This is a genomic window from Flavobacterium sp. ACAM 123 (assembly GCF_000264055.1).
Taxonomy (GTDB): domain Bacteria; phylum Bacteroidota; class Bacteroidia; order Flavobacteriales; family Flavobacteriaceae; genus Flavobacterium.
This window is the reverse complement of the sequence record NZ_AJXL01000027.1, coordinates 14,783-39,992: the sequence shown is the minus strand read 5'-3', so window position 1 is coordinate 39,992 and position 25,210 is coordinate 14,783. Positions and strand designations below refer to the sequence as shown.

The 25,210-nt window shown below is 35.3% G+C and carries 22 protein-coding genes, 2 tRNA genes and 1 pseudogene; 7 read left to right on the top strand and 18 right to left on the bottom strand.

Annotation, left to right across the window (positions count from 1 at the left end):
- Positions 1–68 precede the first annotated feature (68 nt).
- Together A3SG_RS21125 and der are read right to left on the bottom strand one after the other, a co-directional pair.
- Positions 69–611, bottom strand: a pseudogene (locus A3SG_RS21125) (SDR family NAD(P)-dependent oxidoreductase).
- 142 nt (positions 612–753) lie between these two features.
- Entirely contained in the window at positions 754–2,064 is a 1,311-nt protein-coding gene (der, locus tag A3SG_RS0106925) for a ribosome biogenesis GTPase Der (RefSeq protein ID WP_016989301.1), read from the bottom strand.
- A 308-nt stretch (positions 2,065–2,372) separates the two neighbouring features.
- Here der and A3SG_RS20725 point away from each other — a divergent pair, with 308 nt between their 5' ends.
- Positions 2,373–2,669 (top strand): GTP-binding protein, encoded by a 297-nt coding sequence (locus A3SG_RS20725; protein WP_157485347.1) that lies wholly within the window; start codon positions 2,373–2,375, stop codon positions 2,667–2,669.
- A gap of 158 nt (positions 2,670–2,827) precedes the next feature.
- Here the strand turns inward: A3SG_RS20725 and era are convergent, their stop codons facing one another.
- Entirely contained in the window at positions 2,828–3,709 is an 882-nt protein-coding gene (gene era, locus A3SG_RS0106915) for a GTPase Era (protein ID WP_016989299.1), read from the bottom strand.
- 117 nt (positions 3,710–3,826) lie between these two features.
- Between era and A3SG_RS0106910 the strand changes: the two genes are divergently transcribed.
- Positions 3,827–3,899: transfer RNA gene (locus A3SG_RS0106910), tRNA-Met, on the top strand.
- A 34-nt stretch (positions 3,900–3,933) separates the two neighbouring features.
- Positions 3,934–4,006 (top strand) — tRNA-Met (locus A3SG_RS0106905).
- 313 nt (positions 4,007–4,319) lie between these two features.
- Here the strand turns inward: A3SG_RS0106905 and A3SG_RS0106900 are convergent.
- The 6 genes from A3SG_RS0106900 to A3SG_RS0106860 form a co-directional block, all read right to left on the bottom strand.
- Positions 4,320–5,174, bottom strand: coding sequence for a hypothetical protein (locus tag A3SG_RS0106900; protein WP_029596657.1), 855 nt, complete (start codon positions 5,172–5,174; stop codon positions 4,320–4,322).
- 753 nt (positions 5,175–5,927) lie between these two features.
- Positions 5,928–8,846 (bottom strand): FAD-binding and (Fe-S)-binding domain-containing protein, encoded by a 2,919-nt coding sequence (locus tag A3SG_RS0106890; RefSeq protein WP_016989296.1) that lies wholly within the window; start codon positions 8,844–8,846, stop codon positions 5,928–5,930.
- Between the two features lie 47 nt (positions 8,847–8,893).
- Complete coding sequence (locus A3SG_RS22250; RefSeq protein WP_016989295.1) at positions 8,894–9,211, bottom strand: hypothetical protein; 318 nt, start codon at positions 9,209–9,211, stop codon at positions 8,894–8,896.
- Positions 9,212–9,214: 3 nt separating this feature from the next.
- On the bottom strand, positions 9,215–9,739 hold the full coding sequence (locus A3SG_RS22245) for a hypothetical protein (protein ID WP_016989294.1): 525 nt from the start codon (positions 9,737–9,739) through the stop codon (positions 9,215–9,217).
- Between the two features lie 207 nt (positions 9,740–9,946).
- Positions 9,947–10,132 (bottom strand): hypothetical protein, encoded by a 186-nt coding sequence (locus tag A3SG_RS22240; protein WP_016989292.1) that lies wholly within the window; start codon positions 10,130–10,132, stop codon positions 9,947–9,949.
- Between the two features lie 425 nt (positions 10,133–10,557).
- Complete coding sequence (locus A3SG_RS0106860; protein ID WP_029596656.1) at positions 10,558–11,373, bottom strand: DUF1338 domain-containing protein; 816 nt, start codon at positions 11,371–11,373, stop codon at positions 10,558–10,560.
- A gap of 274 nt (positions 11,374–11,647) precedes the next feature.
- On the opposite strand from A3SG_RS0106860, the gene A3SG_RS0106855 reads away from it, so the two are divergent.
- Positions 11,648–12,121 (top strand): Lrp/AsnC family transcriptional regulator, encoded by a 474-nt coding sequence (locus tag A3SG_RS0106855; RefSeq protein ID WP_016989289.1) that lies wholly within the window; start codon positions 11,648–11,650, stop codon positions 12,119–12,121.
- Between the two features lie 9 nt (positions 12,122–12,130).
- On the opposite strand, the gene A3SG_RS0106850 is transcribed toward A3SG_RS0106855, so the two are convergent.
- Positions 12,131–12,409, bottom strand: a complete 279-nt coding sequence (locus A3SG_RS0106850; RefSeq protein ID WP_016989288.1) for a 4a-hydroxytetrahydrobiopterin dehydratase — start codon at positions 12,407–12,409, stop codon at positions 12,131–12,133.
- A 95-nt stretch (positions 12,410–12,504) separates the two neighbouring features.
- Between A3SG_RS0106850 and A3SG_RS0106845 the strand changes: the two genes are divergently transcribed.
- Positions 12,505–13,653 carry a peptidogalycan biosysnthesis protein gene (locus A3SG_RS0106845; protein ID WP_016989287.1) on the top strand — a complete coding sequence of 383 codons (1,149 nt, stop codon included), beginning with the start codon at positions 12,505–12,507 and terminating at the stop codon, positions 13,651–13,653.
- A gap of 7 nt (positions 13,654–13,660) precedes the next feature.
- On the opposite strand, the gene A3SG_RS0106840 is transcribed toward A3SG_RS0106845, so the two are convergent.
- Complete coding sequence (locus A3SG_RS0106840) at positions 13,661–14,530, bottom strand: diacylglycerol/lipid kinase family protein (RefSeq protein ID WP_016989286.1); 870 nt, start codon at positions 14,528–14,530, stop codon at positions 13,661–13,663.
- A gap of 65 nt (positions 14,531–14,595) precedes the next feature.
- On the opposite strand from A3SG_RS0106840, the gene A3SG_RS0106835 reads away from it, so the two are divergent.
- Complete coding sequence (locus tag A3SG_RS0106835; RefSeq protein WP_016989285.1) at positions 14,596–15,564, top strand: App1 family protein; 969 nt, start codon at positions 14,596–14,598, stop codon at positions 15,562–15,564.
- A 197-nt stretch (positions 15,565–15,761) separates the two neighbouring features.
- Here A3SG_RS0106835 and A3SG_RS0106830 read toward each other — a convergent pair whose 3' ends face one another.
- Positions 15,762–17,669 carry an ABC-F family ATP-binding cassette domain-containing protein gene (locus tag A3SG_RS0106830; protein WP_016989284.1) on the bottom strand — a complete coding sequence of 636 codons (1,908 nt, stop codon included), beginning with the start codon at positions 17,667–17,669 and terminating at the stop codon, positions 15,762–15,764.
- A gap of 72 nt (positions 17,670–17,741) precedes the next feature.
- Here A3SG_RS0106830 and A3SG_RS0106825 point away from each other — a divergent pair, with 72 nt between their 5' ends.
- On the top strand, positions 17,742–18,122 hold the full coding sequence (locus A3SG_RS0106825) for a DUF983 domain-containing protein (RefSeq protein ID WP_016989283.1): 381 nt from the start codon (positions 17,742–17,744) through the stop codon (positions 18,120–18,122).
- A gap of 5 nt (positions 18,123–18,127) precedes the next feature.
- Here the strand turns inward: A3SG_RS0106825 and A3SG_RS0106820 are convergent, their stop codons facing one another.
- From A3SG_RS0106820 to A3SG_RS0106795, 6 genes are all read right to left on the bottom strand, one after another.
- Positions 18,128–19,180: an NAD(P)/FAD-dependent oxidoreductase gene (locus tag A3SG_RS0106820; protein WP_016989282.1), complete on the bottom strand. Its 1,053-nt coding sequence runs from the start codon at positions 19,178–19,180 to the stop codon at positions 18,128–18,130.
- A gap of 128 nt (positions 19,181–19,308) precedes the next feature.
- Positions 19,309–20,199, bottom strand: a complete 891-nt coding sequence (gene gldN / locus A3SG_RS0106815) for a gliding motility protein GldN (protein WP_016989281.1) — start codon at positions 20,197–20,199, stop codon at positions 19,309–19,311.
- A 51-nt stretch (positions 20,200–20,250) separates the two neighbouring features.
- Positions 20,251–21,789, bottom strand: a complete 1,539-nt coding sequence (gldM, locus tag A3SG_RS0106810; RefSeq protein WP_016989280.1) for a gliding motility protein GldM — start codon at positions 21,787–21,789, stop codon at positions 20,251–20,253.
- A 48-nt stretch (positions 21,790–21,837) separates the two neighbouring features.
- Positions 21,838–22,485, bottom strand: coding sequence for a gliding motility protein GldL (gene gldL, locus A3SG_RS0106805; protein WP_016989279.1), 648 nt, complete (start codon positions 22,483–22,485; stop codon positions 21,838–21,840).
- A 27-nt stretch (positions 22,486–22,512) separates the two neighbouring features.
- Positions 22,513–23,925, bottom strand: a complete 1,413-nt coding sequence (gldK, locus tag A3SG_RS0106800) for a gliding motility lipoprotein GldK (protein WP_029596655.1) — start codon at positions 23,923–23,925, stop codon at positions 22,513–22,515.
- Positions 23,926–24,057: 132 nt separating this feature from the next.
- A complete protein-coding gene (locus A3SG_RS0106795; RefSeq protein ID WP_016989277.1) occupies positions 24,058–25,209 on the bottom strand; it encodes a formimidoylglutamase in 1,152 nt (383 codons plus the stop codon).
- Position 25,210: the final 1 nt, after the last annotated feature.

Genomic DNA, 25,210 nt, shown 5'->3' with positions numbered 1-25,210 from the left:
CCTTCACTTAATTTTTTTTTAAAGACCGCTACTGGCATACCGTTCAGCGTCGCCTGATTATTGCTATTTTATTTTGATTTATTACACGTGAGCGCATTTATTGCGACATTAGTTTGTATAAATCCGGGACGCATGAGTGTAACTTTGCTATTATCTTTTTGATGCTCCGTTCGCGATCCGTCAAAAAAACCATGTAAAGCATGTTTCGCTCCGCAGTAACCAGAACGATAAAGCGAACCAAATTTCCTCATCAAACTGGTGATGGTTACAAAACGCCCTTTTTTGTTAGTGATAAAATGGGGCAATAGTACTTTTGTGATGGCAATCGTTCCTAAATGATCTCTTTCAATGAGTTTTTTTGTCTACTTCAAAATCATTGTCGATCAAGAGCGAACGTTGACTCACTCACCATTATTGATTAAGATATCTATTTTTCCAAAAAAAGAAATGGCTTTTTCAGCTTGATTTTTAGCGCTATTGAAATCAGCTAAATCAAAAAGAAGAACAGCCACTTTTGCGTCCTTGCATTTAGCTTTCACCAGCAAGAGGTTTTCAACATTTCGAGCAGAAAGGATGAGTTTGCAGTTGCTATGACTTTGCGCATACGCCAAAGCTTACCCGATGCCACTGGAAGCTCCCGTAATCCAAACCATCTTATTATTTACAGACGTCATTTTTTATCATCAATGTAAAAAAGTTTACCGAGTTATGACTAACTTGATAAACTTTCTTTTATAAATATGAAAATAAAGATTATTTCTCTCTAATATAAATATCTATTGGCACACCTGAAAAATCCCAGTTGTCTCTAATTTTATTTTCAAGGTAACGTTTGTATGGTTCTTTTACATATTGTGGCATATTAGCAAAAAACACAAATTGAGGTGTTTTAGTTGGCAATTGCATACAATATTTGATTTTTACATATTTCCCTTTTGTTGCAGGTGGTGGATACGCTTCAATCACTTTCAACATATACTCATTGAATTTAGAAGTAGCTATACGTTGTTGTCTACTTTCGTAAACTTTAACAGTCGCTTCTAATGCTTTCAATAAACGTTGTTTCGTTAATGCAGAAACAAAAAGAATCGGCACATCTGTAAATGGCATTAATTCTTCTCTAATTTTTTCTTCATAGTCTCTAGTTGACATCGTTTCTTTTTCAACTAAATCCCATTTGTTTACTAAGATTACAACTCCTTTTCTGTTCTTTTCAGCTAACCAAAAAATACTTTGATCCTGACCTTCAAATCCACGAGTGGCATCGATTATCAATATACAAATGTCAGCGTGCTCGATGGCACGCACGGAACGCATTACAGAATAAAACTCTAAATCTTCTTTTACTTTAGCTTTACGACGAATTCCCGCAGTATCAACCAAATTAAATTCGAAACCGAAACGGTCAAATTTTGTATCAATAGAATCACGAGTAGTACCCGCAATATCAGTAACAATATATCTTTCTTTACCAATTAATGCATTGATAAAACTTGATTTTCCAGCATTTGGTCTTCCAACCACCGCAAAACGAGGCAATGCAATTTCTTCTTGCGTTGGTTCTGGCTTTACAGGAAACGAATCAATTAATGCGTCCAATAAATCTCCCGTTCCACTTCCTGAAATACTTGCAAAGGTGTAATATTCTCCTAAACCTAAGTTATAGAATTCAATCGCATCTTTCTCACGCATCGCATTGTCAACCTTATTTACAGCAAGTAACACAGGTTTGGTCACTTTACGCAATAATCTCGCAACAGCATCATCCATCGGTGTAATCCCTTCTTCAACGTCAACCACAAATATGATAACGTCAGCTTCGTCAATTGCTAATTCCACTTGTTTGCGGATTTCACCTTCAAAAACGTCGTCTGAACCACGTATATAACCTCCCGTATCGATTACAGAAAATTCTTTCCCGTTCCACTCACTTTTTCCGTAGTTCCTGTCACGGGTTACTCCCGAAACCGAATCTACTATCGCTTCTCTTCTTTGTATCAATCGATTAAAAAGTGTCGATTTCCCTACGTTTGGCCTTCCTACAATGGCAACAATGTTATTCATAATACTAATTTCAATATTTTGCAAAGGTAGTGTTTAATCCCGTGACTATCAATTTTTTTGATATATTAGCGTAGCCTGAGCTTTTTAAATGAGTTACACTCATTAATAGGGACACAAACAATGAACTAAGACTTCGTTTACGATTTTATAAAGATGTTTTCCCAAACACAGAAACACTACTTCAAAAATTTGAAGACTACAAAAAATCAAACTGCAACGATTATTCTGTAAAAACAGGCGATACCCATATTTCGCTAAACATAAAAGACAACCGAAAATCTTATTATTCACCGCATCTACATTTGGAATTGGAAACCAAGAACGACACCGAAACACATATAAGAGGATTATTTGGCCCTAATCCAACCTTATGGACTTTATTTATGTTTCTTCATTTTATAATTGCGGGAGTATTTCTAATTTTCAGTAGAATAGCCTACTCCGACTATGTATTAAAAAACAGCAGGACATTCGATTTTATAGTGATTGGTTTTATGGTATTTGCTTGGTTCTTGCTTTACTATATTACAAAGCAAATTCGAGAAAACGGCCATGACCAAATGACCGAATTAGAAACCCTTTTCTTAAAAATAATAGCGTCTTAAAAACAATCAATCTAACCAAGTTGTTAGAAACGAATTGAACAAAAAAAATCAACATCAGAATTTACATTCTAATATTGATTTTTTTATTTTTAGGATTCGGCTAGACGGAATAATCTTTTCTGACTCTTTTCTCTTCCTCTTGGATCAGAATAATGAGCCTATTGATTGTAACCAAAACGCTTTAACATGTTCACGTTACTTCTCCAATTTTTATTCACTTTCACCACCAATTCGATGTGAATTTGTTTTCCAAAGAATTTCTCTAGATCAGCGCGAGCATCCACTCCTACTTTCTTCAGTGCAGCTCCTTTATGTCCTATAATAATCCCTTTTTGCGTTTCACGCTCCACCATAATCAAAGAGCGGATTCTTATGATGTTTTCATCCTCAAAGAATTCTTCAGTCACAATTTCTACTGCATATGGAATTTCTTTACTATAGTTTAACAATATTTTTTCCCGTATCGTTTCATTTACAAAGAAACGTTCTGGCTTATCTGTTAGTTGATCTTTTGGATAATAGGCTGGCGATTCTGGCAACAGAGAAATTATTCTTTGGAACACTTCTGGAACATTAAAATTTTGCAAAGCAGATATGGGATATATTTCTGCATTAGGCACTTTCTCTGTCCAAAAAGCCACTTGCTTTTCTAATTGTTCTTGATTAGAGTTGTCAATTTTATTCAACAATAATAAAACAGGTATTTTTGAATGTATGATTTTATTGAAGAAGGCTTCGTCTTTTAAATCTTGCTCCCCTATTTCTACCATGTAAATTAAAATGTCAGCATCTTCAAAAGCAGACTTTACAAAGTTCATCATTGACGCTTGCATTTCGTATGCAGGTTTAATAATCCCTGGTGTATCAGACAAAATCATTTGAAAATCTTCTCCGTTTACGATCCCAAGTATTCTGTGACGAGTCGTTTGTGCCTTAGACGTAATGATAGAGAGTCTTTCCCCTACAAAGGCATTCATTAGTGTGGACTTTCCAACGTTTGGATTTCCGATGATATTTACAAAACCTGCTTTATGTGACATTTAATATATTATTTATTTTGCAAAGGTAGTTATATCAAGTGAATAGATGAAATAAAACATTTTTTAAAATTTTTGTTGCAAATGCGAAATTTCGTTGTACCTTTGCACCCGAAACAACGCGGGATAGAGCAGTAGGCAGCTCGTCGGGCTCATAACCCGAAGGTCACTGGTTCGAGTCCAGTTCCCGCTACTAAGTTAATTTTATTGAGATTACAAACGCACATCGCGGGATAGAGCAGTAGGCAGCTCGTCGGGCTCATAACCCGAAGGTCACTGGTTCGAGTCCAGTTCCCGCTACTAGGAAAGCTTCACAGAAATGGGAAGCTTTTTTTTTATATCTATCGACAGAACACTACCAAAAGAATTTAAAATTTACATTAATACTGGACGGCTATTATTTGTTGCCGCTAAGACAAGTTTCGAGCCTCCGATTTAGCAGACTACGAAGAAAGCTTCACAGAAATGTGAAGCTTTCTTTTTTTTGAACTGTCCTCTAACTAAAATTAGGTTCCATAAAAAACCCATGATGCGAGAGCACTAGTGGTTTTTTTATGCAACCTAATTAAAAATACAAACCATTTTAGAGCAACTAAAATTTATTTTTACAATACTATTCTTCAGAAACTATAGTCCTTTCGAGGTCCATTGCAACATCTAATAAAACAGCAACCCCTTCGTTATTTAACATCGTCATGTTCAATGTGTCCAACGATGCTAACCTTCTTGATATCAAACCGCTGAATTGGTTATAAGAAATATTCATCTCTTTCAAATTATTTAATTTTTCTAATTCAAACGGTACTTGCCCATCCATCTTATTTTCAAATAAACTTAAGTTTTCAAGATTCTTCAGATTTATAACTGAAGTACTTAATTTCCCATCAAGATTATTGCTGTTCAAAAGTAGAACCTTTAATGTCTTAACTTCGTAGAGCGAACTTGGTATTTGGCCCTCCAGCTCATTATTAAAAACAGCCAACGTTTCTAAATGTTTCAGGTTTCCAATTTGAGCTGGCAATTCACCGGAAAGTCTATTCATATAAAGTTCAAGATCTACCAGATTATTCATCTCCCCTATCGAAGAAGGAATAGTCCCCGTCAATCTGTTAAACGACAGATTTAAGACCACTAGTTCTTTTAACTTTTCTAAAGCGGATGGTATCACACCCGATATCCCATTTTTATGTAAATCCAATTTTTTTAAATCTATCAAGTTGACAATTTCACTTGGTATTTCACCAACTAGATTATTATCTGATAGGTTTATCGAGACTACTTTATCTCCTTCCAATCCGACACCATACCACGTAGATATAGGGGAAGATAGATCCCATTTCGTATTCCAATTAGCTCCGTCTGTTGCGGCATACAATTTCAAAAGTACCGTTTTATCTGAAACTGAAACTTCTGCCATCATTGTAATTGATGCCAACCCTGTTAATAGTAGCGTAAATAGATTTTTCATCACCTTGAGTTTATGTGTGTTTTGACAGCTTAAATATACATACTAACTCAATTATCGACAAATAAAACCGATGAAATACACTTTTTAACTTAAATTATCTGTTTTATTCTTACAAAATACTATAATTGCTATTACTGAAAATTAGCGTTTTTGATTTGTGAATAGTAAAACTAAGTTTTTGAAAATTAAATATTTAGCTATTATTACAGCGGCCGTTTTAGTATTTTTAGCAAGACCTGTCCATTATGTTCTGGAAATTTTCAGAAGATAATGGACGATAGAATCTGACATGACTATGGATAAAATGAAAACGCGCTCTTACTTATTTATAATAGTTATACTTTATACTTTCTCACAAGCTATTGCTCTTCCAATTTTAGTTATTTATCAATGGATGCAATCAATGTGTTTGCAGGTGATCGAAAACTGACTAAACCTTATTTTGTTAATTTTAAAGCTGATTACAAACTATCTTACTTACTTTTAACGCGAAATTCTTCATGGGATGAATTCATAGCCGCTTAACTTCTTGAATTACCAATAGTTAGAACTAACGTACTATTCAAAAAAAAGAAGCCGGAAACACACTTTAATTTCAGGCGTATTCTGGATTGTTTATTTTATATCAATGAATGGCCAAAATTGTACCTAGGTATACCATTTTACTTCTAAAGCAAAATCTCTTCTCTTTTAAGAATAAAGGGAAGAGATTTTTATTTTCTTGTGAAAAACATAAAAAAACTATTATGCTGATTATTTTAAGGCATGATACAAGATTTCAACCGGATGCCACGCCTCTCTACCAGTTCCATCTGTAATTTGATGACGGCAACTCGTTCCTGATGCTGAGATTAGAGTTGTTGTTTCTTCAGCCCTAATGGTTGGAAACAACACAAGTTCTCCAATATTCATAGATATTTCATAATGTTCTTTTTCATAGCCAAAAGAACCTGCCATCCCGCAACAGCCGCTGGGAATATTGAGAACGGAATAGTTTTTAGGCAATGACAGTATTTTTTTTAATGGTACTAATGAGGACAATGCCTTTTGAAAACAATGTCCGTGCATTCGAATGCGTTCTTCTTTATCCGTAAAGGAAATGGCGGTGATGTTACCAGCTTCCATTTCGTTTGCTAAAAATTCTTCTATCAAAAAAGTTCGCGTCGCTATTTCCTTCGCTTTTATTTTTAATTCCCCCCGGCACAAATCAGGATATTCATCTCTAAAGCTTAAAATGGCAGAAGGCTCAATTCCAATTAACAAGGCGTCCTTCGGGATATTTTCACTAAAAGAAACAATATTCTGCTCAGCGATATCGCGAGCCTTTTTCACCATGCCTTTTGACAAATAGGTTCTTCCGCTAATTCCTATTTCTGGAACCACTACTTTATAACCCAAATGATTCAACAATTTTACCGCAGCCTGACCAATTCCCACATCATAATAATTCAGGAATTCATCATTGTACAAATACACCGTTGGTTTATTAAAATTACCGTATTGTGGATATTTTTTTATCCATTTTTCAAAGGTAATTTTATGCATCGTCGGGAGATTTCTTTGAGTAGAAAAACCAGTCATTTTCTTAACTAGAGTTCCCACTAGTCCTTTTGTGGAGAAATTATAAACTCCCGGTATGCTGGCAAACAGTTTATTTATTACTGGCGTATTCCCAATTAATCGTGAACGGAATTTTATACCATGTTTATCATGATACTGTTGTAGGGTTTCGGCTTTTAGCTTCGCCATATCCACATTTGACGGACATTCAGACTTACATCCCTTACAGCTTAAACATAAATCCAGTACTTCAAGCAAAGCTTCGCTATCGAATTTATTTTGCTTGTCTGAATTGGTTATTGTTTCCCGAAGCATATTAGCTCGCGCACGGGTGGTGTCTTTCTCGTCACGTGTTGCCATATAACTTGGACACATGGTACCCCCACTTTTTTCAGTTTTTCTACAATCCCCTGATCCATTACACATTTCAGCAGCACGCAGGATTCCGTTAGTTTCCGAAAAATCAAAATAAGTATCCGGCATGGGCGTGTCCTGTCCTGCAGCATAACGCAGGGAACTGTCCATGGGTGGGGTGTTCACGATCTTGCCAGGATTAAAAACATTCCATGGATCCCAAGTATGCTTAACCTCTTTAAAAATCTGGTAAATTTCTTCTCCCAGCATTACTGAAATGAATTCTCCTCTTAAACGACCATCCCCATGTTCTCCGCTTAGCGATCCTTTATACTTTTTAACCAGATGGGCAATATCAGTAGCAATGGTTCTGAAAAGCGCTGCTCCTTCTTTGGTTTTTAAATCAATAATAGGACGCAAGTGCAATTCACCTGTCGCAGCATGTGCATAATGCACACAATTCAGATTGCGTTCTTTTAAAATCAAATTGAAATCTTCGATAAAACCTGGTAAATCGTTTACATCGACTGCCGTATCTTCTATAACTGCAACTGCCTTGGCATCGCCTGGTATGTTAGACAAAAGTCCTAATCCTGCTTTTCGCAGCGTCCAAACCTTATTGGTATCTTCTCCAAAAACTATTGGGAAATGGTGCCCCAGATTTTTTGCCCGCATCTGAGCTTCCATTTTTTTGGCAATCTCCAGAATTTCTTCTTGAGAATCACGCAAAAATTCGACCACTAAAATCGCTTTGGGATCTCCTTGGACAAAGAATCTGTTTTTGTTTTGTTCTATATTTTCTTTGGTACAATCCAGTATATAATGATCGATTAGCTCCACACTGTCTGGATTGAACTGCAAAGCCTCCCAATTTGCTTTTAGCGATTCATTAATGCTGTCACAATGAACGCACACCAAGCCTGCAAAAGGCTTTAACGCATCGACCAAATTCAGTTTTATTTCGGTAGAGAAAAACAAGGTGCCTTCTGATCCCGCTATTAATTTACAGAAATTAAACTTTTGTTCGAAATCACCAAATGGTTTGCTATCGGCTAATAAATCGAGTGCGTAGCCCGTGTTGCGACGTGGAATTGATTTTTTAGGATAGTTTTCATCAAATAAATCTCTGTTCGTTTGATTTGATAAAATTGTTTTCGACTGAAGGTAAATATTTTGCTCCAGTTCGCTTACCACATTTACCCCATTGCATTTGGCTTCAAACTCTTCATTAGTTAATGCCCCAAATACAACTTCATTCCCATCAGCTAAGAACCCTTTTATTTCTAGCAAATGCTCTCTCGTTGATCCATAAATCACGGAACGAGCGCCACAAGCATTATTACCCACCATTCCACCAATCATGCAACGATTACTGGTAGAAGTCTCTGGTCCAAAAAATAATTGATACGGTTTTAAATGCAAGTTCAACTCATCACGAATCACACCAGGTTGCACCCAAGCGGTTTTATTCACTTCGTCCACCGATAGTATTTGGGTGAAATCTTGAGATATATCTACTATTATTCCGCCTCCTACAACCTGACCTGCGAGTGAAGTACCCGCGGCCCTTGGAATAACACTAGTTTTGTGGTCTCTGGCAAATTGGATTATCTTCTGAATATCTTGTTTAGTTGAAGGTATTGCTACGGCAAGCGGCATTTCTCGATAAGCACTGGCATCCGTAGCATAAAGTGTACGCATCGTCTCATCAAAAAACAACTTCCCTTCTATTTGATTGGCTAAATCTTGAAGATTCATTATCGTATTTTTTTTTAGTTTATAATTCCTTACATCATGAATAACTACTATATGCTGTATTTGATGGTATTAGGAATTTCTTTTAATTTTTTCTCTAATTCTGGATTGTAAACACCATCAATATAGGTGATTACGTACCCCAGCTGCTCGTTTTTTTTTAAATACTGGCCAAAAATATTACTGTCTGCATCAGTGAGTATCGTGTTTATTTGCGCCAAAATACCCTTGACATTTTCATTGCTCTTTCTACCATCAACATTTAAGCTAACCACATCCGCCAAAGAAAGTAATTCGTTCAAAGAAGAACATTTCTTAGCATTTCCTAAAGCTAATTTATCAACAACATCATAAAAGTAAACCTTCATCCCTTAGGCTTCGGCTATGATTGAAAATTGAGACCCAATACTTCCGTACCCCATTATCCCACTCTTTTCTTCTCTAAGCTCTAAACTATTATTAGCCGACTTGTCCCAAATCTCTTTGTGCATTTTATTGTTTTTCTCAGAAGTATCACGAACCAACAGAATCAGCTCCCCTAACGCTAACTCTACTACAGAACAGGTGTTGCTATACGCAGCATTAAAAACCGCAATCCCCCTTGCACTGCACTCTGGCAAATTTACCTGATTTGTTCCTGTACAAAAAGTTCCGATCGCGTCAAGTTTAGTTGCCTTATCAACTACTTTCTTAGAGATTTGTGTTTTTGAGCGAATCTCTAATATGGAAACGTCTTTTATTTTTTTACCTAATTCTTCTTCAGACAAAGACCCTTTCACCGTTTCAACATTATACCCTTTGTTTGCAAAAGCGGCAACCGCATCTGAATGTATGTTTTCTAACAACAACACATTAATTCTATTTTTAGGATAGGAAGCAGATACTTTATGAGACAAATCGTATAGAATTTAGTCTACTGAAGGTGCAATTCGATCCGCGTTATCTAACTCTACTTGTCTATCCTCATTTTCTGTAAAAGCATAAAATTGAGAAACTGATCCACCTTGCAGCGCTTCATAACCTACATATATACAACCACTTATAAAAATATTACCCATTAAAGTAAGTGACTTTATTGTTAAAACTTTAGCTTGATTTTCGTATCATTCGTCTTCCCCGTCAAAACCTATAATATTTCCGTCATGATCAAACTTAAAGGTATTAGATAAAACCTGTTCCGGCTTTATACCATACTCTTGAACAATGGGAATAATAATTTCTTTAAATCCATTTGAAATGATATCGATATGATGAGCATTTTGTTTAAAAAACGCTTTATTCCGAAACACTGATGGTGAAACTCAATTTTTCAAAGTATCAATTAACTCTTTAAGATCATCTCTGTTCTCTTGAAGTAATACTATCCGTCCTGTCAATGAATCTTTTAAGGATAGTTTCCCTTCAATTACTAGATCGGTTAGTAGCTGAATTTAAGCTAAAACATGCTTCCTCGCGCTATTGTTTGCATAAATGATTTCACATAGAACAGCGTGCACTTCAACTTTAATAAAAGTACTGTCAAAATCAAAGATAAAAGTTTCTTGTTTATTAATCATTGTTTGTTTCGTTATAGTTGTTTCGTTAACTCTCGCTTGCATTGAAATATGGCTTCATCGCGTTTTGCCATCCAAAGAGAACTAATCTCTATTAAAAAAGCCCCCTTAATTTAAGAAGAGAGCTCCGTTTTATTATTTTAACAACAAAAAACTCATAATTACTTCGCATTTTGCAACTTTACGTCTGTGCTTTCGAATATTTTATCTGCAGAAGCGGCAATAAATCCTTGATATAACTCTCCGTTTTCCATTGGATAACGAAGTGCAAATTCATAATAACAAGAAGGAATTTCTTTTGCGCCTTCATCAAAATTAATAGTACACAAGTCAGCTAATGTACTCGATTGCTCTAGTAATTGCTCAGGAGTTCCTTTAATTTCACCGCCAGAACCGTTCATTTTCCAATTGTTCTCTTTTAAATAAACATTTAACTCTTCTAAATCTTTGAAGTTTGCTAAAGCATTTACATTAATTGTAAAATGATTTGCTCTAAAGCCATATACATACATCCAAGCCGCATATTCAGACTCTTTCAACAAGGAAACATAAGTATCATATGATTTTGAATCCCAAACTGCACCGCTTAAAACTAAGTCTTCCTTTTCAAAAATGCTTTGATCACAAGCATCTAGTAGAACTTTCACCAACGATTGCAACTCTTCGGAGCATTTTTCCAATTCTAACTCTGAGATAAAAATCCTCGGAGCAGCTATATCTGTAGCATGTTCGTAGTGCTTAGCATATAATTTCTTTGATTCAAAAAAATATTCCCCCATTGCAACATAACCCGCTTTCACAAATGGCTTTTCCAATACAGCGATATTTACGCGATCATCATTATAGGTCCTGATAGCAATATGGTCATTTTCTATTTTTTCTCCACTTTGCTCTAACAGAGCATGAATTTTTTTAGCTGAAGGAGTTATATTTTTATACTGCTCCCATAATTTTGAAAGTAAAAGATCTTTAGTCATAACGGTAATATTCATTAGTAAATATGACACAAATATATAGTGCAAATAATTACATTGATACCATATAGATTATATTATAAATATTATGACACTATGACGACATTAAAATGTAAATTTGACATTAGTAGAAGGGAAGTTTCTGCGATTTACAATCAAAAAGACTTTTTATCGTATGTACGGGCCATTAATCACCGATAGGTGAATTTATCCCAATTACAAACCCATCTGAAGTGAAAAACTAGTTTTATTCCATCCTTAAGCTAACAAAGAAATCATGTCCAAATATAGAAGCAACGAAAATATCGACTACATCAATCAAGAAATCATTAAAATGCTAAGTATTGATGGACGCATGGCATACTCAGAGATAGCTAAAGAATTGAAAATATCCAACTCTTTAGTGCACCAGCGCATCAAAAAATTACAAGATACTGGGATTATAAGCGGGTTTTCAGTACAGCTCAATGCCAAAGAAATTGGTTATGAAACGATTACGTATACAGGAGTAGCAACTAAAGAAGCACGATTTGCTTATTCCATAGCCGAACACCTCAAACAGATTCCCGAGGTCGTGGAGTGTCATTTTGTTTCGGGTAAATATGCCCTGTTTTTAAAAATTGTGGCTGTAAATAACGAAGAGTTCCGGAAAGTCCTTTATGAAAAAATCCACAACATTGAAGGCGTGGGTAGCACGGACTCTTTTATTTCATTCGGATCAGCTTTCCAGAAAAACATCTCTTTATTATAAACTATGCTTTTAAAGTAGCCCTTCAATGGCCTTAGCTAAAGTAAAATCCTTGTCTGTTAGTCCGTCTGCGTCATGAGTGGCTAATCGAATGTTGACTTTATTATAAACATTAAAAAGTTCGGGATGATGCCCCTGTTTTTCAGCTAAAATACCCACTTGTACTATAAATCCAAGTGCCTCGCTGAAGTTCTTAAAAACAAGTTTCTTTTCAATACCATTGTCATTAAACTTCCAGTCATTCAGGTCTTTTAATATTGGTTGCGCAGTAACTTCATTGTATACATTCATAATTTCTATTTTTTACAAGTTAGTTAAAATTTATCTAATTGCTTTGCCATTTAACTTAATATATTAATTTTGACAAATACTAATTTTTCGATCCATTGAGCTCTCCTTTTTCCTTCCAAATTTATTCTTCCGTTAAAAATATTCCATCAGGTTGGGACTCTTTGGCGGCAAACAACTTATTTCTGTCTCGTGACTATTTAGCGGTTTTAGCCATTTCCGCTCCAAAAAATATACAGTGTCATTTTATAGGTCTTTTTCTTAACGACGAACTAGTTGGTATAGCAGTTTCACAGTATATTAATCTAAAAGAGGTAAACTCCTTTGGCGAAAGAGATCACCGTGTAAAAACAATCGTGCGGGACTTTGTTTTTAAAAATTTTAGCTCCAATGTACTTGTTATTGGTAATAATATGCTGACCGGGCAAAACGGATGTTGTTTTAGCATAAAATTGCCAGCATCTGACGGATTGATTTTATTGAAAGAAGCAACAAACGAGTTAAAGAATAATTTACGTGCAAAAGGCACAAAAATACATCTTACGATCTTTAAAGACTTTTCTGAAGAAGGCGTTCAATATTTTAACATTCCAGAGTTTAAATCGTTTTTCCAGTTTACAACACAACCTAATATGGTTTTTCAGATTAGAGACTCGTGGTATACCTTTGACGACTACATTGCAGATAAAACTAAAAAATATCGAGATCAATACAAAAGAGCTCGAAAAAAGGCAGAAGGAATATCGAAAAGAAAACTATCTCTCGAAGAAATTACGAATTACAATGTAAGAATATATCAATTGTATATGAATGTATGTAAGAACGCACCATTTAACACCTTTTACCTCACTGAAAATCATTTTAAAACTTTAAAAACAGTGTTAAAAGACAAATTTCTTTTTTACGGTTATTTTATCGGGGAAGAACTAATTGGATTCAACACGCTGATAAAAAACGGAACGGACATTGACACCTATTTTCTCGGCTATGACGAAATCCACCAACGAGACAAAATGTTATACCTAAACATGCTCTACGACATGATTGGTTTTTCAATTAACAAAAGATACAGCCGTATTATTTTTGCCCGAACAGCCTTAGAGATTAAAAGTTCCGTAGGAGCAAAACCTATCGATATGTATGGGATGATGCAACACAGTAATCCTTTTATAAATATGTTTATCTCCAAAACTTTCAGTTATTTTGAACCTAAAATGGAATGGAAGCAACGCAATCCCTTTAAATAAATAACGATTACGGAATAGCAACTTTTAACTTGTGCGGAGACGTGACTACATTCAATTCTGTCTCCCGACCACAATACTCCCCATCAATTTGAAAACTTACCGGTGAATGTAATTTTATATTTGCTTTATCGGTTGAAATAATTTCTACATCTCCGGATTCTATTGGTATATTACCCGTAATAATTTTAGCAAAAATAGTTAAATCAATATTTTTCAATACTACCAACTCAAACTTTCCATCATTCATGATACCTTGAGGGTTAATAACCACCCCTGTTCCGTATTTTTTAGAATTGGCTATAACTATCATTTGCGCTACACATTCAACAGTCTGACCATTGGCCGTAATTGTTGCCGTGAACGGTTCTTCTATGTCAACTAAAGTATTAAAAACTTGCATTGCATACCCCCACTTACCATGTATTGCGCTACTTGCATAATTTTTTATGAGCTCTGCGTTTAACCCCAGATCACTGAGATGTAAACTTTTCTTACCATTTATGACGATCATATCCATTTCTACAGAAGAATTCTGGAAAGCTATTGGTAAACTTTCCTCCAGTTGTTTAGGAATATTCAAGTCTGTTGCCAAGCCATTAGACGAGCCTGCAGGTATTATTCCAAAAATAACATCTACATTCTCCAATGCTTCGGCGACAAATTTTATAGTCCCATCACCTCCTGCTATAATGACTCTTTCTGGTTTTAACGTGTCATAAAGTCCCTTTATTTTAGAAATATCATCTATCCCTGTAGTTGTATACAGCGCCAAGTTCAGCCCTTCCTTATCAGCAAAAAGCGAAGTTGCTTCAATAATTTCAGATTTATCAATCCCTCCCGCGACAGGATTCACAATCAACACGATATTCTTTTTCAAGGTTTTATTTCTTTTATTGGGTAAAAATAATTAATTTTCAACAGACTTCAAAAGTAGTAAACTAAATGAGACCGATCTTAAAATTATATCGTGGTTATGCAAATGAGCAAGAACTAATTGTGATGGGGCATGTTTTTAAACCCACAAAAAAAAAAGAATACGACTTTCTATCAAAAAATTTAAAAAATGCGTGGTCAGTCATCAGTTTGTTTCGGATTAAAACACAAGTAAATGCGGATGTGTACTTAGTTCATAATAATGTAAAAATACATACCAAAACGTTAAGTGATGGTTATTTTAAATTCTGTATCCCTTTAGAACAAAGTAATGACTATGGCTGGGTAGAGTATGAAGTAAATATCATTTATAAGAATGAAACTATAACAACCAAAGAAAGCTATATAAGGCCAAGTATGGGGAACTTAGGAATCATATCTGATATTGATGATACGTTTTTAGTTTCGTACACCCTTAACCCATTTAAAAAATTATACTATCTCTTATTTAGAAATGTCAACTCCAGAAAAGTTTTTGAAGATGTCGTCCCACATTTCCAAGCTTTAAGTTCTTCAGGAAGAGCAAATGTAGGGGAACTGAATGCTTTTTTTTATGTCTCTAGTAGCGAGTGGAATCTCTATCGATTTCTTGTCAAATTCACCGAAATACACAAATTACCCAAGGCGGTTTTACTGTTAAAAGATATTAAAACCAGTCTGACTAGTTTCTTATGGACGGGAAAAGGAGGTCACAATCACAAGTTTGATAAAATAAAACATATTTTAGAATTCTATCCTAGCTTAAAGTATGTCTTGATTGGAGATGACTCTCAACATGATCCTTACTTATATGAAGCCATAAGCAAGATTTTCCCTATGACCGTAAAAGCGGTTTACATAAGACAGACCGGGAAACATAAAAAAACCAAGGTAACTAAAGTACTGAATAACCTAGAGACTTTGAATGTTTCAGTTTGCTACTTCAAAAATAGCGCACAAGCGATCTCACACTCCAAGAAAGCCGGTTTAATTTCTTAAAATAGAAGTTGTTTGCTGCAGGAACGCATAGCCCAGATGGCAATGAAATCCTTTTACAGCCTCGTTATATTTTTTCTTAGCCTAAAAGAGCGACCTATGGAAGCTTCTTTTAGTATATAGAACAAAAGAAACGAGACAAGAAAGGATGTAGTGAACAGCTGGAAAAGCTCCTGATAAATTCTAAAAGAATCTATTAATTAGGCTTTATCTATCTCGTCTTGGACTTTTTCCCAATCTAAAAGCAGTTTATCCAGCTCTGCTTTCTTTTTATTGTATGCTTTAAAGAAGGAAGCGTCTTCAATATTCTTATTGTAATTTGAAGCTAACATTTTATCGTCATGCTGAATGTCTTTTTCTAATTGCTTAATTTGACTTTCAACTTTACTCAACCGATTTTGCAATGCTTTCCCCTTTTTTTGTTCTTCATACGAAGCTTTGTTGCTATCCTTTGGAGCTGCCGCTTTAAGTGCATCTTTCTTCTCGACCTCACGCATATTCTCCAAATTACGTTGCTCTAAGAAGTAGTTAACATCTCCTAGATATTCTTTTATCTTTTGATCTCTAAACTCATAAACAAGATTAGACATGCCCTGAAGAAAATCTCTGTCGTGAGAAACCAAAAGTAAGGTTCCTTCATATTTTTGTAAAGCTGCTTTCAAAACATTCTTAGATTTAATATCCAAGTGATTTGTAGGCTCATCCATGACCAACACATTTATGGGCTGTAAAAGTAATTTACAAAGCGCCAAACGGTTTCTTTCGCCTCCTGAAAGGACTTTTACTTTTTTCTCTACATCGTCACCACGAAAGAGGAATGAGCCCAGCATATCGCGTACTTTTGAACGATTAGTATCTGTAGCTGCATCTTCCATCGTCTGAAGCAACGTAATCTCACCATCCAGATACTCTGCTTGGTTTTGCGCAAAATAGCCTACTTGTACGTTGTGCCCTAACTTTATATCTCCTTCATATTCAAATTCATTGACAATAGCCTTAATGAATGTTGATTTACCTTGGCCGTTTTGACCGACGAAAGCAATCTTGCTTCCCCGTTCCACCAACAATGAAATATCTTTTAAAATGGTTTTATCTCCGTATCGTTTAGTGACATGGTCGGCTTCGATCACCACTTTTCCTGGAACTTTTGAAAGTGGGAAAGAAATATTCATCACAGAATTATCATCTTCATCCACCTCAATTCGATCTATTTTATCTAATTTTTTAATCATCGATTGTGCCATGGAAGCTTTGGATGCTTTTGCACGAAATTTCTCAATTAATTTCTCGGTCTCTTCAATTTTTTTGGCCTGATTTTTTTGTGTTGCCAATTGTTTTTCACGTATTTCATGGCGAAGCTCCAGATATTGAGAATACGGTTTGTTAAAGTCATATGCCTTCCCCAGTGAAATCTCAATTGTTCTGTTCGTGACATTGTCTAAGAACATCTTATCGTGAGAAACAATTACAACAACGCCAATATAATTACGTAGAAAACTCTCCAACCATATGATACTTTCGATATCCAAGTGATTCGTAGGCTCATCAAGCAACAATACATCGTTAGCCTGTAATAACAGTTTAGCTAATTCAATTCGCATACGCCATCCTCCGGAGAAAGTCTCCGTTTGATTATTAAATACTTCTCTTTTAAAACCCAATCCTAAAAGGATTTTTTCAGTATCGCCAACATAATTATATCCTCCTAGCAGCTCAAAACGATGCGTATAGTCTGCCAAGTCTTCAATAATTTGGCTGTACTCATCGCTTTCATAATCAGTACGAGTCACCAGTAAGTGGTTAATTTCCTCTAATTTTTTTTCGACAATTTTAATATCTACAAACGCCTCATAAGCTTCTTCAAGTACCGTCCTTCCTTGCTCAAAATCAATATCTTGTCGCAAAAATCCCATTCTAACTTCTTTTTCCTGCGCGATACTTCCTGAATCAGGAGCAAAGTCTTTCGCTAAAATTTTTAGCATTGTCGATTTACCCGCACCGTTTTTTCCAACAAGACCTACACGGTCTCCGGCACCCAATCGAAAAGTTACCTCTTCAAATAAATAAGAACCTCCAAACGAAACAGATAAATTGTGTATATTAAGCATGTATTATGATTTTATTCCTTTTCGAATCCGTAAATTTGTGTATCTAAAACAGGAAAATTAAATTTTTTGCAAATGTTAAAAAAAGGATCCAAATTAAATAGCATTTTAACAGGAACTTGTCCTAAATGTCAGAAAGAGAGTATGTATTTAGACCCAAATCCACTACACCTTAGTAAAATACTGAAAATGCATAACAATTGCAGCCATTGTGGGTTCCAATACCAGATTGAACCTTCGTTTTTCTATGGTGCGATGTATGTCAGCTATGGCCTAAACGTAGCTATTGGAATAGCTGCATTTATAATTTCATACGTTATCTTTAGCTCCTCTCTAAAGACCGCCTTCATTGCTATTATAGTTTTCCTAGTCCTCTTATTTCCATTTGTATTGCGCTGGGCGAGAAATATCTATATTAATATGTTTGTATCCTATGATCCGAATTTTAAGAAATGACACTGCTATCTCTGGCTTTTTGGGATAAATCTTTTTATATCAATTGAGTAATCTAGAGGAATATCATTTTCTATGGTATCAAATAAAGCTTTAGCCATAGAAGGACCAAGCATGACCCCGCGGGTACCCAAGCCGTTTAATATGTGAATCGCTGGGTGGAGAGAATGGGTTCCCACTAAAGGCCTTCTATCTTTGACAGTTGGCCGAACTCCTGCAAAATGCTCCATAATAGTAAAGTCACAGTTAATAATTTCTTTTATTCGGTCGATTAATTCCTGCTTCCCTTCTTCTGTGACCGAGTTCGTTTTATCTTTCCAATTGTAAGTCGCCCCTACTTTGAACAAGTCGTCACCCAATGGCAATATAAATACGCTAGTATTTATAATAACATCTAAATTAAGCTCCGGCGCTTTAATAATAAATAGCTCCCCTTTTGTACCGTCTAATGGTAAATACTTAAAATAAGGATTGCCATGCATCCCAAAACCCTCTGCAAAAACAATATGTCGTGCTTCCATGTTTCTATACCGTATACCAACAGGTATTAATTCGAGTAATTCATAATCAAATGATTCTTTCAAGAATAGATTATTACTCACAAGATACTCTCTATATTTTTCCAAGAGCAGCGCTGTATCTACGTGCCCTGTATGCAGTACTTCTCCGTAATTATGGGGCGAATCTATCCCAGAATATTTTTTAGTAATCAATTCTGTCGATAAAAATGGTGCTAATGCTACTTTGTCTGAAGCAGAAAACCAGTTATTTTGTTCTTCAATCGAAAAAAATTTTCTCAAAATGGGCTTTTTAAAGTCTACAATAATCTTCAGTTTATTTTCCAAAACACTGTAGAACTCGTTCATAACGGCTAACTGCTCCTGCGCCTGCCAAACTTCACTGAAACGTTTAAGAATTACCGGATTATACAACCCTCCGGCAATCCTTGAAGAACTTTGGGAGTTATTATCCATCACTAAAATCGACTTACTATTTTTTAATGCAATTTCAGAAAACCCAATACCCGCAAGACCTGAACCTACTATTAAATAATCAATCATACTATAAAACTAACAGTTAAAAAAAACACAAAGAAAGAACATTAAAAAACGATAGACTAAACACTACGCTAAAAAAAAGCTCTTATCGATTATGATAAGAGCTTCTTCTAATTTAATAAGATAGGAATTTAATAATTCCACATATCTGATTCAAAATCACGTATTTTTTCTTTTACTCTTTCTGCTTCTAACAATTGATTCTGTGAATTATCTTTCATATACTCATCAATTGATCTGTCTCCGTACACATTTTCCTCTTTGTATATAACACTATTAAAGTGTCGGGAATTCAGTATCTGATCAAAAGAAATTGGCATTGCAGAATTGGCATCATTAAAAGCTTTGGCTTCATGCAAAACTTCTCTAGCGGATGGAAAGAAAACCCAAAATAATTCAATATAGTCCTTATCATCACTATTCAATGTATAAACATCGGGGGTAACCGGACATATACCCAACAAACGATATTTCAATTCACTTTGACGTTTGTCAAAGTACCAATATCCTTTTATTTTATATTGCACCACGTCTTTTGCAGTTATATCAGATGTCAAGATGTACTCAGGAGATACTTCTAGACCGGCATTTACTTGTTCTCTACCGGCATCAGTCATTTCTGTAAAACTTAATGCTGACTGAATGTCTTTGTATGATTTCTTTGTATTAAAATAACTATCTGAATACACCTCGGTAATTTCTTTACTTTTAATAGCTTTGATTAGTACATCATACAATGAACGTCTATTAGATCCAATGTTTGCAGTATCGACCGGAAAATATAAAGCAAAATTAATTTTTTCACTAAGATCGATAATCTCCCAAACCGTTTTACCCATCAAAATATCCCTGTCATGAACATAACCATAAGCGAGAGGCTTATCGTTGTCTGATATGAGCTGTGCGTCAGTTTTGAGACCAATCTCATCTGGTGTTTTTGCGTTTAACAAATTTGATTGTGCAAAACCAGCAGAACCTCCAGCAATTAAAATAATAACTAATAAAAATTTTCTAACATTCATCATAATATGATTATAAGATATTAAGGTAACCTTCCTAAGGCAACTTACCTATTATTGTATTTCAAAAATCACCGGAGAAGTTCTTGGCAATAAATAACTACCCGCTCCAACAAGTTTTGTTTTAATTTCTGAAATAGTTACCTGATCTCCTCTTCCCGCTTTAGAAAGCACTGCTTTACATTGCGCATTCAATTTATCTCCCTGTACGACAACTGTTCCCTGTCCTGCTACTTTCAAATTGAAACCAACAACATTTAAACCAACTTCAAAATCAAAATCTTCTAATTTGGCCCCAATAGTAGCAATTTCTAAATTCGACTTAGGACCTTTAACAATACCAGTTTCACCCCTAATTGTGCCGGTTGGACCAGGAATACCTTTTATTCTATATGCTTTTTTATCAGTTGCCACTTTTCCGTCAGACATTTTACCCGTTACACTAATGACAACTTCATTTCCTCCACCTGGACTCATATTGTATTTACCGTTCCCAACCTTAGTTAAACCAGGAGCAGAAGCTTGTACATCACTATCAGGAATACCTGCAAAAGAAATAGACATTGGGTTAACAACGCCTCTATACACTACATTCATTTTATCTGCAGAAATCGTAGCCGAGTTAGGTCTGGGAACAACTACATACTTACCTTCAAACTTTAAAGGAACTGTTTTTCCATCTTCAAGAAAAGAAAACTGTCCAGCGATTTTTTGCTCACCAACTCCACCAGCTGTCATTGAGATTACTGCCTGTCCGTTAACAATTTTTCCCGGACCAGAAAATGAGGTTGGTTTTGTATTACCATCGTATCTGCCAAGAACTACCTTCCCAGTAACAGTCTCTCCTTGGAAATAAGCATTTTTATCTAAGACTACAATTGCTTGATAATTACTGTAAGATGCAGCAGCAACAGCGGCTTTTCCTAAAGCAGCGCTATAAACTTCCATTTCTGCTTTCTTAATATCATTTTGCCAAGTTGAGAGCTTTGCTATAGAAGCAATAGCGGGGAACCCCCTAAAGTGATAGAGTAAATATTTATCATTTAATCCTTCTTTATTTTTAACATCTGAAATATCAAATTCACTTTCAATTTCCTTAATAATTGAAGCATATTTTCTGTCTGTTCCCAGAACAGATTTCATATCTACTTTATATTTATTGATGCTAGCTACGACTTCATCACCCTTCTTTGAGTAACCGTCGCCCACAAACCACGTGTCTATATTATCACTTTTATCCATCGCTTCATACGGTAACTTTCCTGTTTCGGAATCTACCTCATAACCCTCCTTAGCTTGCACCTTTAAAGACGCTATATAGTTGAAAAAATTATCTGTTATAATTTTTACTTTGTGTGCTGTCTCCGCAGCTATTAGGAATCCCCCTTTTGCTTCTTCTGCTTTCGAATCTAACGCTGTTAAAAGTTGTTCATTAGACGCTTGCGCAGTCTCATTTGTTATTTCAAATTTTTCATTCATCAAGCCAAAGCCTGAAATAACTTCTACTGAAACATTCATTGCCAACATAGCGATAAAAACCAAGTACATAAGGTTTATCATCTTCTGTCTAGGACTTAACTTTCCTCCTGCCATATTTTCTAATAATTAGTTAGTTGTTTGTCTTATATAGTTCGAAACTAATTACCCTTTGTTACTCATTACAGAAAGCATTCCACCATACACATTGTTCAACGATGATAAATTTGTTGTTAACGACTGCATTTGATCTTTTAATTTTAGGTTGTTTTCAAGAACTTCTTCATTGATTTGCGCATTTCTTGAAGCACTTTGTAATTGTATTTTATATAAACTATTTAGAGATTCCATTTGAGCAGCAGCCATGGTTAACTCCTCACTATATTTTTTTGTAGAAGCCATGGATTCAGCGGTTGGCGCAATACTTTTTGCCGCTGATTCAAAATTTTTGATACTATTTCCTAAACTTGACATTAATTCTCCATCAATTTTGGCATCTTTCAACATCGCATCTAATTTTTGTGATAACATTCCTTGTGAATCTGACGGAGCTTCCACTTTTGCTTTCGCTGGACGCTGTGCACCATTCGCTAACTCTGGATAAACCAAAGACCAATCTAACTCATTATCAACAGGTTCAAATGCAGAAAGTGCAAAAATTAAGGCTTCAGTCAAGAGCCCGATTGAAAGCATTAACGTTCCTGTTAAAGGTCCCAACTCAAAATGCGTAATTTTGAATAAAGCACCTACGATAACAACTGCAGCACCCATTCCGTATGCGAAATTCATTGCTTTTTTACTTAATAATGCCATAATTTTTTTGATTTAAGGAGGTTTTTTTTATCTGTTTTTAATTTTTTTTCCGCTTCCGGTTGTTTGCAATCCCATGTAATCCTGCACAGTTCTAAATCCGATAAAACTTCTTGCCGAATCAGCATATTCAAAATCCCTTGTGCTTACCTGTAGGAAATATGCAACATCTTTCCAAGAACCACCACGAACCACTTTACGCTTATTAGATGCGTCTAATACGTTTGGATTCATTGAGGAAACATACTCGTATGCGTTCGGGTCATAGGAAGAATCCGTCCATTCAGAAACATTTCCTGCCATGTTATAAAGATTATATCCATTTGGCTCATAAGACTTAGCCTCAACGGTATATAATGCTTGATCAGCTGCATAATCACCTCTATTTGGTTTGAAATTTGCAAGAAAGCATCCTCTGTCATTCTTAGTATAAGGGCCGCCCCATGGATATGTAGCAGACTCTAAGCCTCCTCTTGCAGAATATTCCCATTCCGCTTCTGTAGGTAATCTAAAGGAATTGATTAAATCATGACCCTTTTTCTTTGATTTGATATAATTGTTCTTATTTAATGTTCTCCATGCACAAAAAGCTTTTGCCTGTGTCCATTTTACGCCAACGACAGGATAATCTCCATATGCTTTATGCCAAAAATAATCATTATGCATTGGCTCATTATAAGAATAAGCGAAATCTTTAATCCATACAGTCGTATCTGGATATACTTTTACTTCTTCTACCTTTATGAAGTCCTTCCTTTTCCCTACTTTAGCTTTTGCCGCAGCTTGAATATCCATCCACGAATAGTGAAACACCAATTTATCAACATCGATGGTTCTTAGCCCATTATACGAAGCCTCAAGTGGTAAATATAGAGAATCCATTACCTCTACGTAATATTCATCTGGATATAATTTAGGGTCTTTTATTAATTTTACTTTTTTATTAAGTCTTCTTCCCGCATACATATCATCCTCTGTACCGATACTATAGTAGTTATCATACATGTATTTGTCATAAGCCGTCATTTTTTCAGGATCTGAGTCGTTGAAGGCAAAATCACCTATGCTACCTGAATTCTTACCTTTTCCCGCGCCTTGCCCGCCTTTTATGCCATTTAAATCCGCAAGAATAGCTAAATGCATCCTCATAGTAGAATCTTTAACCCATTCCACAAACTGGCGGTACTCACTATTTGTTATTTCAGTTTCATCCATATAAAACGACCTAACAGTTACTGTTTTGGTCGGAGCATCCTGTATTGAAGCTACATCCTCATCAGCTTTACCCATAATATAAGCACCTCCAGGGACTAACGTCATCCCATAGGGCTTCTCAGGATTCCATTTATTTCCTTTAACTCCAACCAACTCACCTTTGTCGCCTGACTTACCACAGCTGACTAACAGGGCTAATATTGCCATAAATGCAATGAACTTCTTCATATAAATCCGGGTTATGTATTCATTATTTTTAAAGATTGTAAACCTATTTATTATTTTTGAAAAAAACAATACTTTTCAGTTAAACATAATTTTCAAAAGAATTAAAATAGTCGTATCAAAAACCTTCTTTTTTTAAATGCTGTTTTTTCTTTGTGCCTTCCACCATCTTTCTGGCAATTCTTGGTTACATGCTCCTAAATATTCATCGTAAGAACATGGTAATAACGTATTTCTTTTTAATTTATTATTCCCATTTGAAATAAATGGTATTTCGATCCACCACCTTTCCGTTTTATCGCTTTTATGGAAAACGAGCGTTTCTTCTTCTAAAGGGACAATATACTTTATATAATTTTCTCGGCTCCCAAAAGGATACTCATTAGATCGATAATGAAATCCCTCAATAAAATACCAAATTATCTGCGCGATCAGTACAGATTCTTGAGATGAATTATTATGATTGAAGATACCAAATATAGACACTTTATCACTAATGCCAGCATATCTCGACAAAGAGCATATTTCTTTTCCGTTAAAACCATTAGGAGAAAACGAGGTAAAATTACCTGAATCCGCAGATTTTACAGAGTTCAAATCAAGGCTAACTAGATCAGCATCCCTAAAAACAGGCTCTGCTAATGCAATATTATTAGAAATCTCTCCTAATCTGTAGCCATCAAAAAATAATTTTTCTATTAAATCAATCTCTTCTTGTGAATTATAGTAAGTCTGATATCCAATATTGCAATAATTAAACAGATTGTTCGGCTCCTCAATAATTATTTTAGTCAGATAAGACGAAGCGAATACCTCATCATTTTCCTTTCCAAAATCGAATTTACTATCTATTGCAACTAAATTAACCATTTGTTCCAGCTCGTCAAAAGCCCTATAAAGTGCAAATGTCAAGTCTTGGGAACCACCAATAACTATGGGTATAATTTTTTTCTTAATTAGACTTGAAACTACTTTTCGCAAAGCAAAATAAGAGTCTTCTATGGAATTTCCCTTCATAATAGTACCCAAGTCAGCAATCGAAGCATCCCAGTTACCTGGAAACATGGTATATAGTTCTTTACGAATTGCAAATAAATCAACGTTTTCTTTCCCTTTACCAGCGCCTCGGCTCTCTAAAACTCCAATTATAGCAATATTAATCTTCTCTAAATCTGGAAATTGCTCTGTCGTGTGTAAGACGATTTTACTCCCCAACTGCTGAGAAGTCATTCCTTGAATTAAGTCAAGAATCTCATTATCAATAGGCTCCAAAAAATCAAACTCCATT